Annotated in this window: 16 protein-coding genes and 2 tRNA genes; 5 read left to right on the top strand and 13 right to left on the bottom strand. The window is 61.6% G+C overall.

The window, feature by feature from the left end; genetic code table 11:
- Window positions 1–12: 12 nt before the first annotated feature.
- The 7 genes from AC1DX4_RS21850 to AC1DX4_RS21820 all read right to left on the bottom strand — a co-directional run bounded on the left by AC1DX4_RS21850 (window position 13) and on the right by AC1DX4_RS21820 (window position 9280).
- Window positions 13–1290, bottom strand: coding sequence for an OmpP1/FadL family transporter (locus tag AC1DX4_RS21850; protein WP_477222254.1), 1278 nt, complete (start codon window positions 1288–1290; stop codon window positions 13–15).
- A 360-nt stretch (window positions 1291–1650) separates the two neighbouring features.
- The gene (locus AC1DX4_RS21845) at window positions 1651–4434 is read right to left on the bottom strand and encodes a valine--tRNA ligase (protein ID WP_477222253.1); all 2784 of its coding nucleotides are present in this window, start codon (window positions 4432–4434) and stop codon (window positions 1651–1653) included.
- Between the two features lie 576 nt (window positions 4435–5010).
- A complete protein-coding gene (locus AC1DX4_RS21840; protein WP_477222252.1) occupies window positions 5011–5901 on the bottom strand; it encodes a PopZ family protein in 891 nt (296 codons plus the stop codon).
- Between the two features lie 203 nt (window positions 5902–6104).
- The gene (locus tag AC1DX4_RS21835) at window positions 6105–7481 is read right to left on the bottom strand and encodes a TolC family outer membrane protein (protein ID WP_477222251.1); all 1377 of its coding nucleotides are present in this window, start codon (window positions 7479–7481) and stop codon (window positions 6105–6107) included.
- Window positions 7482–7664: 183 nt separating this feature from the next.
- Entirely contained in the window at window positions 7665–8333 is a 669-nt protein-coding gene (locus AC1DX4_RS21830; RefSeq protein ID WP_477222250.1) for a protein-L-isoaspartate O-methyltransferase family protein, read from the bottom strand.
- Window positions 8334–8424: 91 nt separating this feature from the next.
- Window positions 8425–8498: transfer RNA gene (locus AC1DX4_RS21825), tRNA-Cys, on the bottom strand.
- Between the two features lie 494 nt (window positions 8499–8992).
- Entirely contained in the window at window positions 8993–9280 is a 288-nt protein-coding gene (locus AC1DX4_RS21820) for a hypothetical protein (RefSeq protein WP_477222249.1), read from the bottom strand.
- Between the two features lie 234 nt (window positions 9281–9514).
- Here AC1DX4_RS21820 and AC1DX4_RS21815 point away from each other — a divergent pair.
- Window positions 9515–9589 (top strand) — tRNA-Asn (locus AC1DX4_RS21815).
- A 195-nt stretch (window positions 9590–9784) separates the two neighbouring features.
- Here the strand turns inward: AC1DX4_RS21815 and AC1DX4_RS21810 are convergent.
- Both AC1DX4_RS21810 and AC1DX4_RS21805 read right to left on the bottom strand, forming a co-directional pair.
- Window positions 9785–10006 carry a hypothetical protein gene (locus AC1DX4_RS21810; RefSeq protein WP_477222248.1) on the bottom strand — a complete coding sequence of 74 codons (222 nt, stop codon included), beginning with the start codon at window positions 10004–10006 and terminating at the stop codon, window positions 9785–9787.
- A 117-nt stretch (window positions 10007–10123) separates the two neighbouring features.
- Entirely contained in the window at window positions 10124–10435 is a 312-nt protein-coding gene (locus AC1DX4_RS21805; RefSeq protein WP_477222247.1) for a hypothetical protein, read from the bottom strand.
- Between the two features lie 385 nt (window positions 10436–10820).
- On the opposite strand from AC1DX4_RS21805, the gene AC1DX4_RS21800 reads away from it, so the two are divergent.
- A complete protein-coding gene (locus tag AC1DX4_RS21800; protein WP_477222246.1) occupies window positions 10821–11252 on the top strand; it encodes a cupin domain-containing protein in 432 nt (143 codons plus the stop codon).
- An 87-nt stretch (window positions 11253–11339) separates the two neighbouring features.
- Here AC1DX4_RS21800 and AC1DX4_RS21795 read toward each other — a convergent pair whose 3' ends face one another.
- The gene (locus AC1DX4_RS21795; RefSeq protein WP_477222245.1) at window positions 11340–11795 is read right to left on the bottom strand and encodes a carboxymuconolactone decarboxylase family protein; all 456 of its coding nucleotides are present in this window, start codon (window positions 11793–11795) and stop codon (window positions 11340–11342) included.
- A 262-nt stretch (window positions 11796–12057) separates the two neighbouring features.
- On the opposite strand from AC1DX4_RS21795, the gene AC1DX4_RS21790 reads away from it, so the two are divergent.
- The 3 genes from AC1DX4_RS21790 to AC1DX4_RS21780 all read left to right on the top strand — a co-directional run bounded on the left by AC1DX4_RS21790 (window position 12058) and on the right by AC1DX4_RS21780 (window position 13851).
- Complete coding sequence (locus AC1DX4_RS21790) at window positions 12058–12816, top strand: copper homeostasis protein CutC (protein WP_477222244.1); 759 nt, start codon at window positions 12058–12060, stop codon at window positions 12814–12816.
- On the top strand, window positions 12813–13301 hold the full coding sequence (locus tag AC1DX4_RS21785; RefSeq protein ID WP_477222243.1) for a GNAT family N-acetyltransferase: 489 nt from the start codon (window positions 12813–12815) through the stop codon (window positions 13299–13301). Before AC1DX4_RS21790 ends, AC1DX4_RS21785 begins: the two co-directional genes overlap by 4 nt.
- Before the next feature lie 61 nt (window positions 13302–13362).
- On the top strand, window positions 13363–13851 hold the full coding sequence (locus AC1DX4_RS21780; RefSeq protein WP_477222242.1) for an SRPBCC family protein: 489 nt from the start codon (window positions 13363–13365) through the stop codon (window positions 13849–13851).
- A 15-nt stretch (window positions 13852–13866) separates the two neighbouring features.
- On the opposite strand, the gene AC1DX4_RS21775 is transcribed toward AC1DX4_RS21780, so the two are convergent.
- The 3 genes from AC1DX4_RS21775 to AC1DX4_RS21765 form a co-directional block, all read right to left on the bottom strand.
- Window positions 13867–14889, bottom strand: coding sequence for an acyltransferase family protein (locus AC1DX4_RS21775; RefSeq protein WP_477222241.1), 1023 nt, complete (start codon window positions 14887–14889; stop codon window positions 13867–13869).
- A gap of 277 nt (window positions 14890–15166) precedes the next feature.
- A complete protein-coding gene (locus AC1DX4_RS21770; protein ID WP_477222240.1) occupies window positions 15167–15964 on the bottom strand; it encodes an FAD binding domain-containing protein in 798 nt (265 codons plus the stop codon).
- Window positions 15965–15976: 12 nt separating this feature from the next.
- On the bottom strand, window positions 15977–18328 hold the full coding sequence (locus AC1DX4_RS21765) for a xanthine dehydrogenase family protein molybdopterin-binding subunit (protein ID WP_477222239.1): 2352 nt from the start codon (window positions 18326–18328) through the stop codon (window positions 15977–15979).
- Window positions 18329–18408 lie beyond the last annotated feature (80 nt).

The raw sequence follows: 18408 nt of genomic DNA, 5'->3' as shown, positions 1-18408 counted from the left end.
AATTTCAGTCACTTACCATTTGATCTTCAAAGAAGTCGAAAGTGCTGTGACAAGGTCGTTGCCAAAGTCCGCAGTGTAATCGGTGCCGTAAGTTACACCATCGCTGCCGAGGACAGAATGTATCGACCCGCTTGTAAGCACACCAACCGCACCGCCGAGCCGAACCTCGATGTTTTGAGTTGGCGTGTAGGCCACGCCACCGCTAAGGGTCCAGGTATCGGTCTGCGAGCTCAAGCCGGTCGTCGTCCCGCGATCCCAGGTGATAACCGCAGCACCGCTCCACTGATCGTTGAATTTGTGGCCGATACCGCCGGAAACCGTCCAGCCGTCGCGATAGAGCAAATCAAGCGACGTGGCACGCACAGGGCTGGTCGTGGTGCAGGCCACGAGCCCCTGGGTTGAGGTCGGGCAGAACGGAATGCTCTGCAGATCACTCCAATTCACCCACTTGATGGATCCAAAAGCCAGCCAGCCCGGCGCTATGCCTGACTGAAGTTTGAGTTCAACAGAGTCCGGCACCTGCGAGGAACCGTAAACATCGGTCACGCGTCCAAGAAGTGGGTTTGCCGGGTTAATAAATCCAGGAACTTGAGTCAGATCGAGTGTTCCGGTCAAATTGTCGAGCTTGACCGCCGAATTGTAGACCAGGCTGGCGCGCAGCGCGATGTCCGGGATTTCATAGGCGACACCCGCACGCCATCCCCACCCATCACCTTGGAGATCGAGGCGACCGATGCCTGTGCCGAAGAAGGACGGAATTGGAGCGACCAACTGCTCCTTGAAACCCGAAACATCCTCGTGAAACACGCCGCCGATGAAACGAAACTGTCCCTTGCCGAGGTCCATTTTGTACGAGCAGGTCGCTCCAAAGGCTTCGCTCTTTACCTGCGTGTCGACATTGCTTTGTGCACCCGCCCAGTTCGCACCAGGATTGCTGGAGGCACCGATGGGCTGAGAGTAGTCACCCAGGCAATCGATGGGACCCATGCCGATCTTGATGCCGGCGTTGGGCACCCAATAGCTCTCCGTATCGCGAGCCGTGCTGGAAAATGTGGGACCAGTCAGGGTACCGTCAGCAGGGTCGGTATCCTTTGCGTTTTTAAGATTTCGCTGCGGCATCACATAGGTGCCACCGACTTCGCCCGTGACTTGCGCCGGATCGAAAAGCAGGTCGATGTCGTACCAACCGCGCTCGAGGCCGCCGGCATGCGCCGGAGTGGCTACCGAGCCAATCAAAGCCAGCGAAAAGCACCCTGCCCCCAGCAGTGCTTTCAGACGCAAATTGTTCATGGATGTCCTCCCCGAATAACTAGTGCATCAAGCTAGAACCAATTCAGGTTAACGGTGCAACAACGAATTCAAGGGGCGTACATGTACATGCTTGCCAAACGCATTTTCGACAAAATGCGGATAGGCACGGCAAGGCCGAAAAACGGCCCAAGGCGTGGTTGCCCAACCAGAAAATGAGGAAAACTCGTCCAAAAGGGCTCAAAAACAGCCACTTTCGGGGCGTTTTGGCCCCATTGTTACATTATGGCAACAATGGGGCTAAAACTTCCGTTTACGTCAACAATAACGCAACGGAATGCCCACTTTCGAGGCAAAAAGATTGCCATTTTAGAGAGGGATAAAGTCTAGCGAATCTATCCCTCAGCCAGCGTCGCGAACCCTGGTCAACGCCACCGAAAGCTTGTCCTGCGCGTCGCGGTATTCGGCGAGCTTTTCACGCTCGGCGTCGACGATCTCGGCCGGCGCGCTGGCGACGAAACGTTCGTTGGACAGCTTCTTGTGCAACCGGGCGATTTCCTCGGTCACCTTGGCCAGTTCCTTCTGTAGCCGGGCGGCCTCGGCGGTGAGATCGATCAGGCTGCCGAGCGGCAGGCAGATCGTCGCCTCGTTGAGGACGATCTGCGCCGAGCCTTTGGGGGCTGTGTCGGCCAGCGAGATGTCGCCGACGCGCGCCAGCCGCTTGATCGCGGAGTCCTCGCGAAGCAACCGCTCGCGCGTGACATCATTGGCGCCGACCACGACCAGCGGCGCGATCGCCGCCGGCGGCACGTTCATCTCGGAACGCACCGAGCGGATGCCGGAGACGAGGTCGACCAGCCAGTTGATGTCGGCGGCCGCTTCCGCGTCCTCGAAGTCCGGCGACGGCCAGGCGGCGTGGCAAAGCAGCGAGGAGCGCTCCTTGCCCTCGCCCGCCGTCTGCGCCCACAGCTCTTCCGTCATGAACGGCATCATCGGATGCAAGAGCTTGTAGATCTCGTCGAGCACGAAGGCGACGCAGGCGCGGCTTTCGGCCTTGGCAGCCTCGTCCGTGCCCATGAACACCGGCTTCAGCAGCTCCAGATACCAGTCGCAGAACAGGTTCCAGACAAAGCGGTAGGCAGCACCGGCCGCCTCGTTGAAGCGGTATGAGGTGATGCCGTCGGTGATCTCGCGTGCGGCTCGCGTGAGCTCGGTCAGGATCCAGCGGTTGACCGCAAGTTTGGCGTCGTTCAGCCAGAATTCGTCATTGCGGGCGACTTCGTTCATCTCGGCGAAGCGCGTCGCGTTCCACAGCTTGGTGCCGAAGTTGCGGTAGCCGGCGATGCGCGCCGGGTCGAGCTTCACGTCACGCCCCTGGGCCGCCATCACCGTCAAGGTGAAGCGCAGCGCGTCGGCGCCAAACTCGTCGATGAGATCGAGCGGATCGATGACGTTGCCTTTCGACTTCGACATCTTCTGCCCGTTCTTGTCGCGCACCAGCGCATGCACATAGACGGTGTGGAACGGCTCCTCATCCATGAAATGCAGGCCCATCATCATCATGCGGGCAACCCAGAAGAAGATGATGTCGAAGCCGGTCACCAGCACGTCGGTCTGGTAATAGGTTTTCAGTTCCGGCGTCTGGTCCGGCCAGCCCAAAGTCGAAAACGGCCACAGCGCCGACGAGAACCAGGTGTCGAGCACATCCTCGTCACGGGTCAGGATCTCGCCAGGTTTGTAGTTCTCGAGCTTGTCCTCGACCCAGCCCTTCCACGGCCCTTCCAGCGCCAGATAGTATTCGATCGCCGCGCCCAGCGCCTCTTCCTCGGTCTTCTCGACGAAGACGCGCCCGTCCGGCCCGTACCAGGCCGGGATCTGGTGGCCCCACCACAGCTGGCGCGAGATGCACCAGGGCTGGATGTTCTCCATCCAGTCGAAATAGGTCTTTTCCCAGTTCTTCGGCACGAAATTGGTGCGGCCTTCGCGCACCGAGGCGATCGCCGGCTTGGCGAGTTCGGCCGCATTGGCATACCACTGCTCGGTCAGGAATGGCTCGATCGGCACGCCGCCGCGGTCGCCATGAGGCACGGCGTGGCGATGCGGCTCGATCTTTTCGAGGAAGCCGCCGGCCTCCATCAGCTCGACGATCTTCTTGCGTGCGACGAAACGGTCGAGGCCGTTAAGCTCATCCCAGACAGCCTGGCGTTCCGGCGTCACCTCGAGCCCGGCGAGGAAATCCTCATTGTCCTTGAGGTTTATCGCAGCCTCGATGGTGAGAATATTGATCGCCGGCAGCTTGTGCCGTTTACCGACCTCGAAGTCGTTGAAATCATGCGCCGGCGTGATCTTCACCGCGCCGGAGCCTTTTTCCGGATCGGAATACTCGTCCGCCACGATAGGGATTTTTCTGCCGACGATCGGCAGCACGACATTCTTGCCCACCAGATGCCGATATCGCTCGTCGTCCGGATGCACGGCCACCGCCGTATCGCCCAGCATCGTTTCCGGGCGCGTCGTCGCGACGGTGATGAAGGTTTGCAGATTTTCCGCGTCGAAGGTCTCGCCCTCGATCGGATAGCGGAAGTGCCAGAGATTGCCGTTGACTTCCTGCGGCTCGACCTCGAGGTCGGAGATCGCGGTCAACAGTTTGGGGTCCCAGTTCACAAGGCGCTTGTCCTTGTAGATCAGGCCTTGCTTGTAGAGGGTGACGAACACTTCGAGCACGGCCTTGGACAGGCCCTCGTCCATGGTGAAGCGTTCGCGCGACCAGTCGGCCGAGGCGCCGAGCCGCTTCAGCTGGTTGAAGATGGCACCGCCGGATTCGGCCTTCCACTCCCACACTTTCTCGATGAATTGTTCGCGCGTGAGATCGCGGCGGTGGATCTGCTTTTCCATCAGCTGGCGCTCGACCACCATCTGCGTGGCGATGCCGGCATGGTCCATGCCCGGCTGCCACAGCACGTTCTTGCCGCGCATGCGCTCGAAGCGCACCAGAATGTCCTGCAGCGTGTTGTTGAGCGCGTGGCCCATATGCAGCGAGCCGGTGACATTGGGCGGCGGGATGACGATGGTGAAGGCTTCAGCCCCCTCCTCGGCGCCTGCGCCGGCGCGAAATGCGTCGGCCTCTTCCCAGACTTTGGCGATCTTCGGCTCGACGGTCTTGGCGTCGTAGGTCTTTTCAAGCATGGGAAAATGGTCCGCGCTGTCGGGATTTTTGCTGGTTCGGTGTAAATCGGAAGGTCTGGGCCAAGTCAACCGCAAGGGCCGCCTCGGTTCATGAGAAGCAAATAGGCGTGGCCCTGCTTATTTCAACGGAATACCGTGTCCGCACTCGGCGCAAAACTTCGCTCGCGGCGTCCGGTAGGGCTTTGCGCAGGACGGGCAGTCGGGGCCGTAGTCGGAACGGCGGACATGCAGGAGCCATAAAGTATGATGAAGTGTTACTCCGGTCCGCTCGCGATAGCGATCGGCCGCCGGATGCTTCATTTCTGTCCATTGTCCGTGCCGGGAAATGAACCTATTGACCTGAAAATATAGCGCTGCTGGGTCGCCGACGACATCCCGATACTCTTCATCGGTCAGCATCGGAACCATCGCCCGCAATCGGTAGCTATACGTCAACTGTCGGTTCATCGGCCAAAGGGAGCAATCGTACATGGCTTTAAAAGGGCAATCTTTTTGCCATGATTGTCGCGAGCCGACCCTGCCAACAAAAACGCCGCCAAGGAGGCGGCGCTTTGTCAGAGGGATGGGCTGTGGGCCTTACTGGGCGCCGCGCGCGACGCGCTCGATTTCCTCGCGCACCAGTCTTTCGACCAGCGTCGGCAGATTGTTGTCCAGCCAGTCCTGCAGCATCGGCCGCAGCATCTCTTCGGCCATCTCGTCGAATGTCTTCTTGCTGCGGCTGGCAAAGGCATCGGAAAGCTCGCCAAAGGCCGCTGCCACCTGCCTGCCCGTATGTTCGGAAAGGATTGCGGCGCGGACCGCGGGCGCTTCATTTGCCGCACGTGCCTGCGCGGTGGGTGCCGGAGCCTCGCTTGAAGAAGGCCGCTCGACCGCTGCCTCCACCACCGGTTCGCTCGTTGGCGCCTCGAACTGGGGCGCCACGAGCTGGGGCACCTCGGGTTGGGCGGCCGGCCTGCGGACGCTCCTGTCCGGTATGGCTTTCGCCTGCTCTCCGACTGCCGCGATCTCGCGCCGCCAATCGGCAACGATGGCATCGCTCGTCGCGCTGGCCTGCGGTGCCCCAGCCTGCGGAACCATTGCCGCGTCGGCCCTGACGGCGGGCACCGGCTCGGCGGCGATCCTGGCGCTGACCTCGGCAAGCGTCATCGACGGCTTGGCAGGCACTGGATCGGCACGCGTCTGCGATTCCATATGCACGGGCTCGGGGCGCGTGGGCTCTGGCGAAGGCGCCTGGACTTCCGCGAGCGCAACCGGGTTCCTGACTTCGGGGGCAGCATGTAGCTCGGCGCGAAACGCATCGACATCGGCGGCCGGAGCCTCGCTCGGCGATGGCTCCAGGTCCTGGCGCAGCTCATCAGCCTCGCCCGGCTGCTTGCGGCCGGTGTCGCTATCCTCGATGATCCTCCTGATGGAAGCCAGTATCTCTTCCATGGAAGGTTCGCGCTGTGCGCTGCTTGCCGTTGCCATCGTCACATCCGCCGCCCTTGTGACCTCTGTGGTCTTCCGCCGCCGGCACCAGCCGGATTCGAATCATGGCGACAGCGTAACCGACGGATCGCCGCACGAGAATCCCCAATCTGGGGACATGTGGGATTTCAACAGATTAGAGCGCGAAGCCGAAGTTTCGAAAAATCGCGTCCTGCGTGGACACGAGACTTCCAACCGGCGGCCTAGCGGCCGTCCGGGGTGCGCAGGCCGATCCACTTGTCCTTGACGGCATTGTAGTGCTCTTCGGGCTTGTACTTGGTCACCGCCAAGGCAAGCCGGTCGACCGACAGGCGGCCCACCGCCGACAGGATGGCATAGCTCGCCACCACCACATCGTGTTCGGAATTGGCCATGTTGATCTTGGCTGTGATGACGGTGGCCTGCGCGTTGAGCACATCCAGCGTGGTGCGCTGGCCGACATTGCGCTCTTCGATGACACCGTTCAGCGCCAGTTGCGCCGCGTCGATCACCTGCTTGTTGGCCGAGACGCTCTGTTGTGCCGCGGTATATTGCGACCATGCCGTGGCAACAGCCTGGCGTACCTGGTCGCGGCTGACATCGACCTGGATGCGGGCCTCGCCCAACGATTCCTTGTTCTGCCGCACGAGCGCCGACTTCCGTCCGCCCGAATAGATCGGAATGGTCAATGTCGCGCCAATATTGGCCGAGGTCGAATTGCCGTTCTGTCCGGCATTCGGATTGCGGTTGAGATAGTCATCCGAGATGCCGGCCGAGGCGGTAAGCTGCGGCAGCAGTGCGCCTTCCGCCGACTTCACCGAAAACGCGGCGGCGTCGACCAGATGCTGGGTGGAGAGAATGGCCGGATGTTCGGCCGAACCAATGGCAATCGCCGAATCGAGGCTCGACGGCAACAGCTTCGCCAATGGCGCAGCCGGCTTGAGTTTACCCGGCTCGTCGCCGACCACCTGGTGATAGGTCGCGGCGCTGGCCAATGCCTGCGCGCGGGCGGCACTGAGCGAGGCGACCGCCGAGGCGCGCGACGCGTCGGCCTGGGCGACGTCGGTGCGCGTGCCTTCGCCAACCTCGAAACGCGAGCGCGCGGCGCGCGCCTGCTCGGTCAGGAATTGCAGGTTCTGTTCGGTCAGCACAGCGATCTGCCGGTCGCGGATCACGTCCATATAGGCGGTGGCCGCATTGAACAGGGTGTTCTCTTCGGTGTTGCGCAGGCTCTCCACCGAGGCTTTCACCTGGGCTTCCGCAGCCGCAACATTATTCCGGGTCTGAAAACCGTCGAACAGGCTCTGGTTGATGACAATACCGACACTGGCCGATGATGTCTTGCTGTTGGCACCGCTGGCGCGCGTGTTCACATAATTCGCGTCGGCAGTTCCGGTGATGGTTGGGCGCCCGGTCGACTTGGCAATGGCCACGCCCTCGTCGGTGACGCGCACACCGGCGCGGGATAAATTGAGCGAGGAATTGTACTGATAGGCCTTGGCGAGTGCGCCGGAGATGGTTTCCGCCGAGGCGGTCAGGGGGGACAGCGCGGTCGCGGAAACGAGGACAGCGGCAAAAAGGGTCTTGGACACAGACGGCACGGGTATATCCCTCATTCGTTTTCCATGGGAACCGCGCCGCGCCAGCTTCTCACAGGAGTAGCCGGAGTGGCGTGTTTTAATGTTCCCTGTCGCTCGGTCCCAAAGTGCCCCCAGTCTGGGATCAGCAACGATTGTTCAAATGCAAGCGACCATGACAAAGCCTCTGCTGCAAGGCCAAATCATTCAGAATTCGAAAGCATGCTCACGTTCGAATCCGGGTAGTGGCTTAATTGCCGCATTAAATGCCCGTCTCCCGGTTACAACCCCCCCCCCCTTGAAAAAAAGTCGCGCCACGGCGGAATTGCCCTGCCCTTCGACTGCGACCAGGCGGCCGCCCTCGGCAAGCTGATCGAGCAGCGCCGCCGGCACTTTCTCGACGCTGCCGCCGACAAAGATGACGTCATAGGGTGCCTTGGCCGCATGCCCCTGCGCCAGTGCGCCCTGGACCACGGTCACATTGCCGCAGCCAAGGCCGGAAAGGGTCGATGTTGCGGTTTGCGCCAGCGCCGAATCGTTTTCGAGCGCGACGACGGACCTCGCCAGCCGCGACAGGATGGCCGAGGCGTAGCCGCTGCCGCAGCCGACATCGAGCGCCGAATCGGTCGGGTTGATCTCGGCCAGTTGCATCAGCTTGGCCAGAGGCGAGGCTTCCATGAGATAGCGCGCGCCATCGGCGCCGTCGGCAATGCGGATGTCTTCGTCGATATAGGCAAGATCGCGCTGGCGCTCGCCGACGAAAGCCTCGCGCGGCACGGAAAGCATGGCGTCCAGCAGCGGGGCGCTGGTCACGTCGGTGGTGCGAACCTGGCCATCGACCATCTTGACGCGAAGCTCGGCAAAATCAGCGCTCATGTTCAAACCAATCTGCTTGCCGCGTCAGAACCGCGGTTCATTTCGATGAGAACGTCAGGCTCCGGCGCTGAGCGCGCGGGAGCCCGGGTATTGGAGGCCTCGCCCGGAATCGAACCGGGGTGCAAGGATTTGCAGTCCTCTGCGTAACCACTCCGCCACGAGGCCTCGTTGCTCCCGGCGTTCCACCCGGTTCCAATAGGTTGCGGCGAAAATGGCGTCAAGCGGCCACCACGCATTCCGCGCGGTTTCCTCATGAATGAATCCCATCCCTGCGCATCGAGGGTCGTGGCCACAGCGGTCATGACGCACATTAGCAGACTGTTAAGGATAGCAGGAGGTCAGGAGAAACTCCACGCCCCGGCCACCGTTGAGAAACGAGGAGGACTGCGCCATGCGGCCGGCAAGCCCGAACGACGGAACGAGCGCCTGGGACGGCCTGTCGCGAGCGGGCTGCGAGGCATTGCTGCGCCATGCCATCGATTGCCTGGCCATAGACGGCACCGCCAGGCTTTCGCCGCGCGATCGCGCGGCGCCTTGCCTCGGCTGCCGCCGTTCTCAAGGAAATCCGCGAGGATCTCGGGAGACGTGCGAACCAAAAAGCCGATTCGCGAAAATCCGGAACCCGAACAAGGGCATAACGCAAGGGAAGGATGGCGCGGTCAAAGGCGCGGCTTGGTGCCTGTCGTTGCATCCGGCCGTCGCCGCCGCTCCCACCAGACGACGAAGCGGCGCCGGTGGCGGCGCACCATGGCGAATTCATAGGAAAGCACTAGCAGTCCGATCGGCACCATCCAGAAGCCGAGAATCGGCAGAAAGCCGAGAATGCCGCCGATGGTCAAAAGAATGCCGATCGCGATTCTGAGACCTCGCGACTGCGGCATGGTGAACTCGCGCCCGAAAATCGAGATCTTTCGTGCCGGTATCCGGTTTTCGTCTGCTGCCGTCATCGCCAATGGCTGCCTGTGTGGTCGCTTGTCTGGTCGCTCGAAAATATCATTTTACGAAAGCCGCGACCGCCCTTTCGGTTCCGCGCCCGTCGCCAAGACGGCTAATATGAGGGCGCACGCCGCCGATTGCGAGAAACGCCTGAGCGAAAAAGTCTCGGAAAAAAGCGAAATGCTTCTTTGCAAAGCCGAAAGGTGTTTGCTATAGGCTGCGCCACTTGCTCAAAGAGCCTCCGTTCCCCGGTAGCTCAGTGGTAGAGCAACCGGCTGTTAACCGGTTGGTCGCTGGTTCGAATCCGGCCCGGGGAGCCAAATCTTTTCACACACTTAGCAATCTCGTAAAACCGGAGATTTTTCGGTTATGCACGGCAGATGTACGCGAATTGCCCAGCCTCCGGGAATCGACACGAAAGGCGTTTCGTTCCAGCGAGACCAAATCAAGCGATTGAAGGTGGCGGATCACGAGGCCCGATAGCCAGAAGGTAACCCGAGAGACTGCCGGCCTCTTCACCTTCGAACGAATGTCGGCTTCCAGTCGCGGTGTTGCGCGTGCAGCCCGTTTTTGTAAATGCGCGTGAGCACGTCGCGAGCAGACTCGGCGCGCTCCCGGGTGCAGCCGATCAGTATTTTCCCGCCCAAGTTTGCCGGCTCGCCGGTGACTTCATCCCAAACCGTCCAGTCGCCTGTCGGCTCGAGAAAGCAACTAAATCTACCTGGGCTTTCTTCCATCGCCCCATTCCCCAATATGGGCGGAGCGTTTCATTATATTAGCAATCACGCAAGTAATGACTGGCGATAGATCACTGCCTCCTTCGGTCAAGGTTAATTTGCGAAACGGTGGGAAGCTTAGCACTTCTTCACCTTGCCGCCGATCTCCTTGGCCATATCGAAGGCCCCCTGTTCGTCCTTGGTGGTCAGCACCGTGCGCCAGTGCGGTTTCTCCAACACGCTCAAGATGCCGGTTGTGGCTGGCTTGTCGGCCGCGTGTTGCCTTACATCACCTTTCAAACCCTGCGCAGCTTTAATCACGGCCTTGCGGCTGTTACCGTGTTTTAGGATTAACTCCCAAGCCAGGTCCGGCGTTAAACCGTTCTCTGAGGCGAAATATTCGACCTGATGGTCGTGAATAGCATCCTGCCTGCGCTTGTCGCCGGCCATTTGAGCCTCCGCGCTGTCCAGTTTGAGCTACGAGCGCCGGTTTGGGTGAAGCGAGCCGCACCGGCCATAGCGGGTCAGTCCTTTTGGATCGTCCCGGCATTGCCCAAGCTAAATGTATATTAGCAATAGCTCAACTAAGACTGAAGTCCCTAAGGTTTCCATTCGCGATTACGCTCCCGCTGAATCAGGAATGCATGTGAAGAACACCGGCCGACGATGGTGGCCAGCGGCCTTGCAATCCGAGCGGCCGAATAGCCCGACGATATCCTGATGCATTGAGGCCAACAATTCCAAAAAGTCCAATCTGGCAGTATCCACAAGTGCTTGGCAGTGCTTGCGCGAACTTGTCCGCCGAGCGATAGATGCGTCGGTTCAGGGAGGAATCATGCGCAAAATCCTGGTTTCGGCACTCTTGGCCGCTGCTACACTTTATGCAAATTGCGCTCTGGCGCTCGACAGCGGCGGCACGCCTGTCGTCGTGACACCCCTAGCATCACGCACGACCACCGCGTCCGGCCAGCCGATCACGCTGCCGCAGAAGAATGTGCAGGTGCTGGTGTCGACCTATGACATCGCGGTCGGCGCAACCTTGCCGGTGCACAGGCACCCTTTCCCGCGCTACGCCTATGTCGAGGCTGGAACGCTGAAGGTCACCAATGTCGAGACCGGCAACAGCAACACCTACAAGACGGGCGATTTCATCATCGAAATGATCGGGCAGTGGCATCAGGCCACCAATATCGGCGATGGTCCGGTCAAGCTCCTGGTCATCGACCAGGTCGAGGAAGGCGCCAAGAATACGGAATTGCGCCAGTAGCCACCAAGGCTATGCCTGAGGGCGGGAAGGCAATGTGCCGCCCGCCTTCATGCGCTGTAGTTGATAACCACCCTGCCCCAGGCGTGTTCAGCCCCAGGTGCCGACCATCTGGCGGGTCGTCGCGTTCAGCCGGTTGAAGGCGTTGATCAGGGCGATCTGGACGACCAAAACGGCAAGCGCCTTTTCGTCATAGTGACGGGTGGCTTCGTCCCAGACATCGTCCGGCACGGCGTCCGGGCGGTCGGCGAGCCTCGTGCCGGCCTCCGCCAGCGCCAGGGCCGCCCGTTCGGCATCGGTGAAGTATGGTGTCTCGCGCCATGCCGCCAACGCGAAGATGCGCTCGTCCTTCTCGCCGGCCGTCTTCAGTTCGCGCGCGTGCATGTCGACGCAAAGGGCGCAGTTGTTGATCTGGCTGGCGCGCAGATGGATGAGTTTGCGCGTGATATAAGGCACATCGGCCGCCTCCGTCGACTTGTCCAGCGCCAGCAGCGCCTGCAGCGCGCCTGGGATCAGCATCACCGGATTCTTGATTCTCGCTTGCATGGTCTTTCTCCTTTCGAGGGCGTGTTTTGCCGAGCCCGGAGGCAGCGCATCCAGGTTTCAGTAGATGGGATTTTCGGCTGTCGCCGCGACGCCAACGATCAATCAATAACCTGTCAGCTATGGGTTAACTCATAACCAAAGAGTTATAGGACTGTCAAGCCGGGAAATGTCGCCTGGTCCAAATGGCGGTGCACCGTTCACGCTTTCGCGCCAGCCGCCCGGGTGCTAGGGCTTTGCGCAACATCATGAACTGGATAGCCCCTTGACCACGGAAAACCGCCCGCCCCTGATCGAAATTTGTGTCGAAGGCATTGATGGCCTGCTCGCCGCGCAGGCGGCCGGCGCCGACCGGGTCGAACTGTGCGCCAGCCTTATCGAAGGCGGCATCACGCCGAGCCTTGGCACGGTGCGTGCCGCGCTGGATCAGGCAACGGTGCCGTTCCATGTCATGGTGCGGCCGCGCGGCGGCGATTTTCTCTACAGCGAGACCGAATACCGCTCGATGCTCGCCGATGTCGCAGCACTCAGCGATCTCGACGTACCCGGCGTGGTGTTCGGCTGCCTGAACGCCGACGGCACCATCGACGAGAAGCGCATGGGCGAACTGACGGAGGCCGCCGGCTCCCTGAACGTCACCTGCCACCGCGCCTTCGACATGACGCGCGATCCGGCCGAGGCGCTGGAAGCGCTGATCCGCTGCAAGGTCGGCCGCGTGCTGACCAGCGGCCAACGCGACACCGCGATCGAAGGCCTGCCGTTGCTGGCGGATCTGGTGCGGCAGGCCGGCGACCGCATCATCATCCTCGGCTGCGGCGGGCTCGATCTCGCGAACATCGCTGAGGTGCGCAGAAAGACCGGACTGGCCGAAATGCATTTCGCGGCGCTGAAGGACGTGCCGAGCACCATGCGCTACCGCAATCCCAAGGTCGGCATGGGCGGTTCCGATCTTGATCGCGAATACCGCAACACATTGACCGACACGCCGCTGGTGGCGGCGACGATCACGGCAGCCAAGGCATGACCTCTGAGATAGACCGCATAGCGCAAGCCGACGAAGCCGACATATTGGCGCTCAACAATGAGCATGCCGCTGAACTGTCCTGGCTCGAAGCCGAGCGGCTGTCGTTCCTGCTTAGCGAAGCATTCTATGCGCGCCGCATCGGCGATCTCGAAGCCTTCATCATGACCTTCGACCAGGAGGCCAACTACGACAGCCCGAACTTCGTCTGGTTCCGTGAGCGCTACGAACGCTTCGTCTATGTCGACCGCGTCGTCGTGGCGGCACACGCACGGGGTCGCGGCCATGCGCGCCGGCTCTATCAGGACCTGTTCGAGCATGCTGAACGCGCCGGCCACAGGCTGGTCACCTGCGAGGTCAACGCCGACCCGCCCAACCCCGCCTCGGATGCCTTCCACGCCGCTCTCGGCTTCACTGAGGTCGGCGACGCGGTGATCCATGGCGGCAAGAAAGCGGTGCGTTACTACGTCAAGCAGATCGTCGCCTGATCGCTGGCTACACAAAGAAGCCGCCCCTAATATAGGCGTTCCGCCAACCGGAGGAACCGCGATGCCAAGCAACGTCTTCCGCTTCGACGAAAGCTGGAAGATTCCCGAAGGCACGCCTCGGCAAGTGTGGGACGTGCTCTCCGACGCCGAATTGCTGCCGCTGTGGTGGGGCGACGTCTACAAGGAAGTGGTGCCGCTCGACGGCAAGGGCAAGGCGTCAGTCGGTTCGCGGGCAAGGGCACGGGCGCGCGGCGCCCTCCCCTATGAGCTGAACTTCATCATCGAGGCCGCCGAACTCGAACCCAGCCGGCTGGTGGTGGTGAAAACCTTTGGCGATTTCGACGGGCTGTGGCGGGCCGAACTGTCGCCGTCGGGCACCGGCACCCATGTCCAGTTGACCTGGCAGGTCACGGTCGAGAGGCCGATCCTCAAATTCCTCGCGCCGCTGCTGCGGCCGGCCTTCGCCTGGAACCATCGCTGGACGACGCCGCGCGGCGAAGCCGGCCTGAGGCGCTATCTCGGGGCACGGAAAAACAGCCCCTCGTCCTGATGATGCCGATGGCACTTACCAGTTGCGGTTGAGCCATTCCCGCGCCGGCCGCTCGATGAGGTAGTAGCTGCAGAGCGCGCAGGCAAAGACCCCGGCCAGCATCGGCCATGGGTTGCTGCCTTGCTCGTAGACGAATTTGTAGAAGGGCTGCTGCCAGAGGTAGAGCGAGTATGACCACAGGCCCAACGTCGCCATTGGCCAGGACGACAGCAAATTGGAAAAAATCGGCGTGCTGAAATCAAGCGCGTTGACGGCCAGCGCCAGCAGCGGCACCGCCAGGAGATAGTGGATTGGCGTCGGCACCGGGTCCATGAACAGCAAAACCGCGGCGATCGCCGCGGCCAGCGCGACATAAGGGCCCTTCAGCACGGCCGGCAGCCGGCCTTCGGCCTTGAGCAGGCAGATCGAAGCCGACAGCAGGATCGAAGCGATGTGCACATCGGTGCGCCAGTAAGTGGCCTCGTAGTCCAACTTGAACACCCAGTACGAAATCGCGCCGTTGGCCATGGCGAGCAAGGCCAGCGCCACCAGCAGCGGGATGACGCGGTTGCGGCTGGAGACGAGTGCGCTGATCAGCGCCAGGATGATGTAGGCATGCTCCTCGACGCAAAGCGACCAGATATGGTCCAGCGCCCCGGCCCGGGTGACAAGAATTCCGGCGTAGTTGTAGGTGAATGTCAGCGCCGTCAGCGCCGCCTTCCACTTGAAGGCGATGAACGTGCCGGAGAGCGCGACCATGGCAACGATGACGAACACCAGTAGTGCCGGGTAGATGCGCGAGAAACGGCGCTTGAAGAACTTCTTCAGCGGGTAGCGCTCGATGAACAGGATTTCGCCCATCAGCCGGCCGCTGAGCACGAAGAAGAATTCGACGCCCAGCACGCCAAGATTGATTCCCGGAACAGGAAAAAAGTGCCCGATCAGCACCAGGGCGATCGACAGGCCGCGCCAGCCATCGAGATAGGCCAGTCTTGTCCGGGCCGATCTGTCGACGACGGATCGGGACGGAACCATATGGGTCGCGGAAATTTCGGACATGCCGATCCCTTCGCATTGGCATGCGAAAGGGCACGGCGATACGCTCTCCGAACCCAGCTCGCATTCCCGCCCAAAATCATATTGCAGTGCAATATTTGTTTGTGCAAGTGCGAGATTGCCGCTGATGCAGTTTCCGGACGAGCACGCGCCGGAATTGCTTCAAGCAACGGGATGGGGCGCTGAGGCGATTCCACCAGGAATTGGGTGGCTACAGGTCGCCACAGACGAAAAAGGGGCCACTACGGCCCCTCTCCTTGTCCACGACTGCTGACTCGCGTCAGGCGTTGGCAGCTGCCACGGCACGCTTGGCCATGACCGCGATCAGATTGGCGCGGTAGTCGGCGGAAGCGTGGATGTCGCTCATCAGGTTCTTCGCCGGCACTTTCACGCCGGCGAGCGATGCAGCGTCGAAATTCTTCGCCAGTGCCGCCTCGATCTCCTTCGAGCGGAAGACACCGTCATCGCCGGCACCGGTGACGGCTACGCTGACGCCATCCTTGCCCTTGGCCACGAACACGCCGACGATCGCATAGCGCGAGGCCGGGTTACGGAATTTTTCGTAGGCCGCCTTTGCCGGTGCGGTGAAGGTAACAGCCGTGACGATCTCGCCATCCTTCAATGAGGTTTCGAACAGCCCCTTGAAGAACTTGTCTGCTGATATTTCGCGCTTGTTGGTGACGATGGTGGCGCCGAGCGCCAGAAGTGCCGCCGGATAGTCCGCCGCCGGATCATTGTTGGCGATCGAACCGCCGATCGTGCCTTTGTGGCGCACTGCCGGATCGCCGATTAGCGACGCCAGATGGGCAAGCGCCGGACAGGCCTTGCGCAGCTTCTCGTCATTGGCAACGTCGAAATGCGTGGTGGCGGCGCCGATGGTGACCGTCTTGCCCGACACTTTTATCCCCTGCAGATCCTTGATGCGTGACAGATCAACAAGGTCGGAGGGCGCGGCAAGCCGCGTCTTCATGGCGGGGATCAAGGTCATGCCGCCGGAGAGCAGCCTGGCGTCGCCGCTCTTCACGAGCTTGGCGGCGTCAGCGACCGAGGCGGCACGGTGATAGTTGACCGAGTACATGGCTTTTCCTCCTCAGTGCTTCGTCGTGGCGCGGATCGCTGCCCACACGGTGGATGGCGATGCTGGCATGGCGAGATCGTTGCTGCCGATGGCATCGGTGATGGCGTTGATCACCGCCGGCGGCGAGCCGATGGCGCCGGCCTCGCCACAGCCCTTGATCCCCAACGGATTGCCCGGACATGGCGTGTTCGAGGTCGAGACCTTGAACGACGGCAGGTCGCCGGCGCGCGGCATGGTGTAATCCATGTAGCTCGCCGTCAGCAGCTGTCCGCCGGCGTCGTAGTGAGCGCCTTCCAGCAGCGCCTGGCCGATCCCTTGCGCGATGCCGCCATGCACCTGGCCTTCGACGATCATCGGATTGATGATGTTGCCGAAATCGTCGGCCGCCACGAACTGCACGATCTCCGTCGTTCCGGTCTCCGGATCGATTTCGACCTCGCAGATGTAGCAGCCTGCCGGGAAGGTGAAATTGGACGGATCGTAAAAGGCCGTTTCCTTCAGCCCGGGCTCCATGCCTGCCGGCAGATTGTGGGCGGTATAGGCGGCAAGCGCCACCTGGAACCACGGCACGTTCTTGTCGGTACCGGCAACCTTCAGCGCGCCGTTCTCGATGACGATGTCGCCCTCGTCGGCCTCGAGCAGGTGGGCTGCGATCTTCTTGGCCTTGGCCTCGACCTTGTCGAGCGCCTTGACGATGGCCGACATGCCGACCGCGCCCGAGCGCGAACCGTAAGTGCCCATGCCCATCTGCACCTTGTCGGTGTCGCCATGGACGATCGAAACAGAATCGATCGGCACGCCGAAGCGCTCATTGACGAGTTGCGCGAACGTCGTCTCGTGGCCCTGGCCATGGCTGTGCGAGCCGGTCAGCACCTCGATCGTGCCGACGGCGTTGACCCGCACCTCGGCCGATTCCCACAGGCCGACGCCGGCGCCGAGCGAGCCGACCGCCGCCGACGGCGCGATGCCGCAGGCCTCGATGTAGCAGCTCATGCCGATGCCGCGCAGCAGCCCTTGCTTGGCGGCGGCAGCCTTGCGCTTGGCAAAGCCGGCATAATCCGACGCCTTCATCGCGGCATCGAGAGAGGCCGCGTAGTCGCCGGCATCATAACACATGATGACCGGCGTCTGGTGCGGGAAGGTGGTGACGAAATTCTTGCGCCGCAAGTCCGCCGGCGAAACGCCGAACTGGCGCGCGGCGGTTTCCATCATGCGTTCCATGACGAAAGTTGCTTCCGGCCGCCCTGCCCCGCGGTAGGCATCGACGGGTGCGGTGTTGGTGTAGATCGCCTTCACATTGGCGTGGATCGCCGGGATGTTGTACTGGCCCGACAGCAGCGTCGCGTAGAGATAGGTCGGGGTCGCCGACGAGAACAGCGACATGTAGGCGCCGAGATTGGCCTTTGTTTCGACCTTGAGGCCAAGGATCCTGTGGTCCGCGTCGAAAGCCATTTCGGCATGGGTGTGGTGGTCGCGGCCATGCGCGTCGGTGAGGAAGCTTTCGGTGCGGTCAGCCACCCATTTCACCGGAACGCCGGTCTTCTTCGAGGCCCACAGGCAGACGATCTCTTCCGGATAGATATAGATCTTCGAGCCAAAACCGCCGCCGACATCCGGCGCGATGACGCGCAGCTTGTTTTCCGGCGCGACATTGTAGAAGGCGCTCATCACCAGCCGCGCGACATGCGGGTTCTGCGACGTCGTCCAGCAGGTGTAATGGTCCTCGGCCTTGTCATAGTGGCCGAGAGCCGCGCGCGGCTCCATGGCATTGGGAACCAGCCGGTTGTTGATGATGTCCATCTTGATGACATGGGCTGCCTTCTTGAACGCGGCGGCGGTGTCGTCGGCATTGCCGATGTCCCAATCGAAGATCAGGTTGTTTTCGGCCTCCGGATGGATCTGCGGCGCGCCCTTGTCCATTGCTTTGGAAGCATCGACGACGGCCTTCAATTCCTTGTAGGTGATCTCGACCGCCTCGGCCGCATCGCGTGCCTGGCCCTTGGTCTCGGCGACGACGATGACCACTGCGTCGCCGACATAGCGGACCTTGTCGAAGGCCAGTGGCGACCACGCGCCCATCTTCATCGGCGAACCATCCTTGGAATGGATCATCCAGCCGCAGATAAGGTTGCCGATGCCGTCGGCCTTGAGTTCCTTACCGGTCAAGACACCGATGACGCCAGGCATGGCTTGCGCCTTCTTGACGTCGATCTTCTTGATCTGCGCATGCGCGTGCGGACTGCGCACGAAGGCCGCATGCTTCATGCCGGGAACCACCATGTCGTCGACATAGCGGCCGGCGCCGGTGATGAACCTTTTGTCTTCCTTGCGCGCGACCCGAGCGCCAACACCTTCAATACCCATAGAAATTCCTCCCGAGATTGTAGGGGGAGTAGGTGAGTAGGGCAGTACGGCAGTGGGGAAAAATTGGTTCCGGTTCCCTA

It is taken from the genome of Mesorhizobium sp. P3_A8 (genome assembly GCF_056402995.1).
This window is presented reverse-complemented; position numbering and strand designations above follow the sequence as displayed.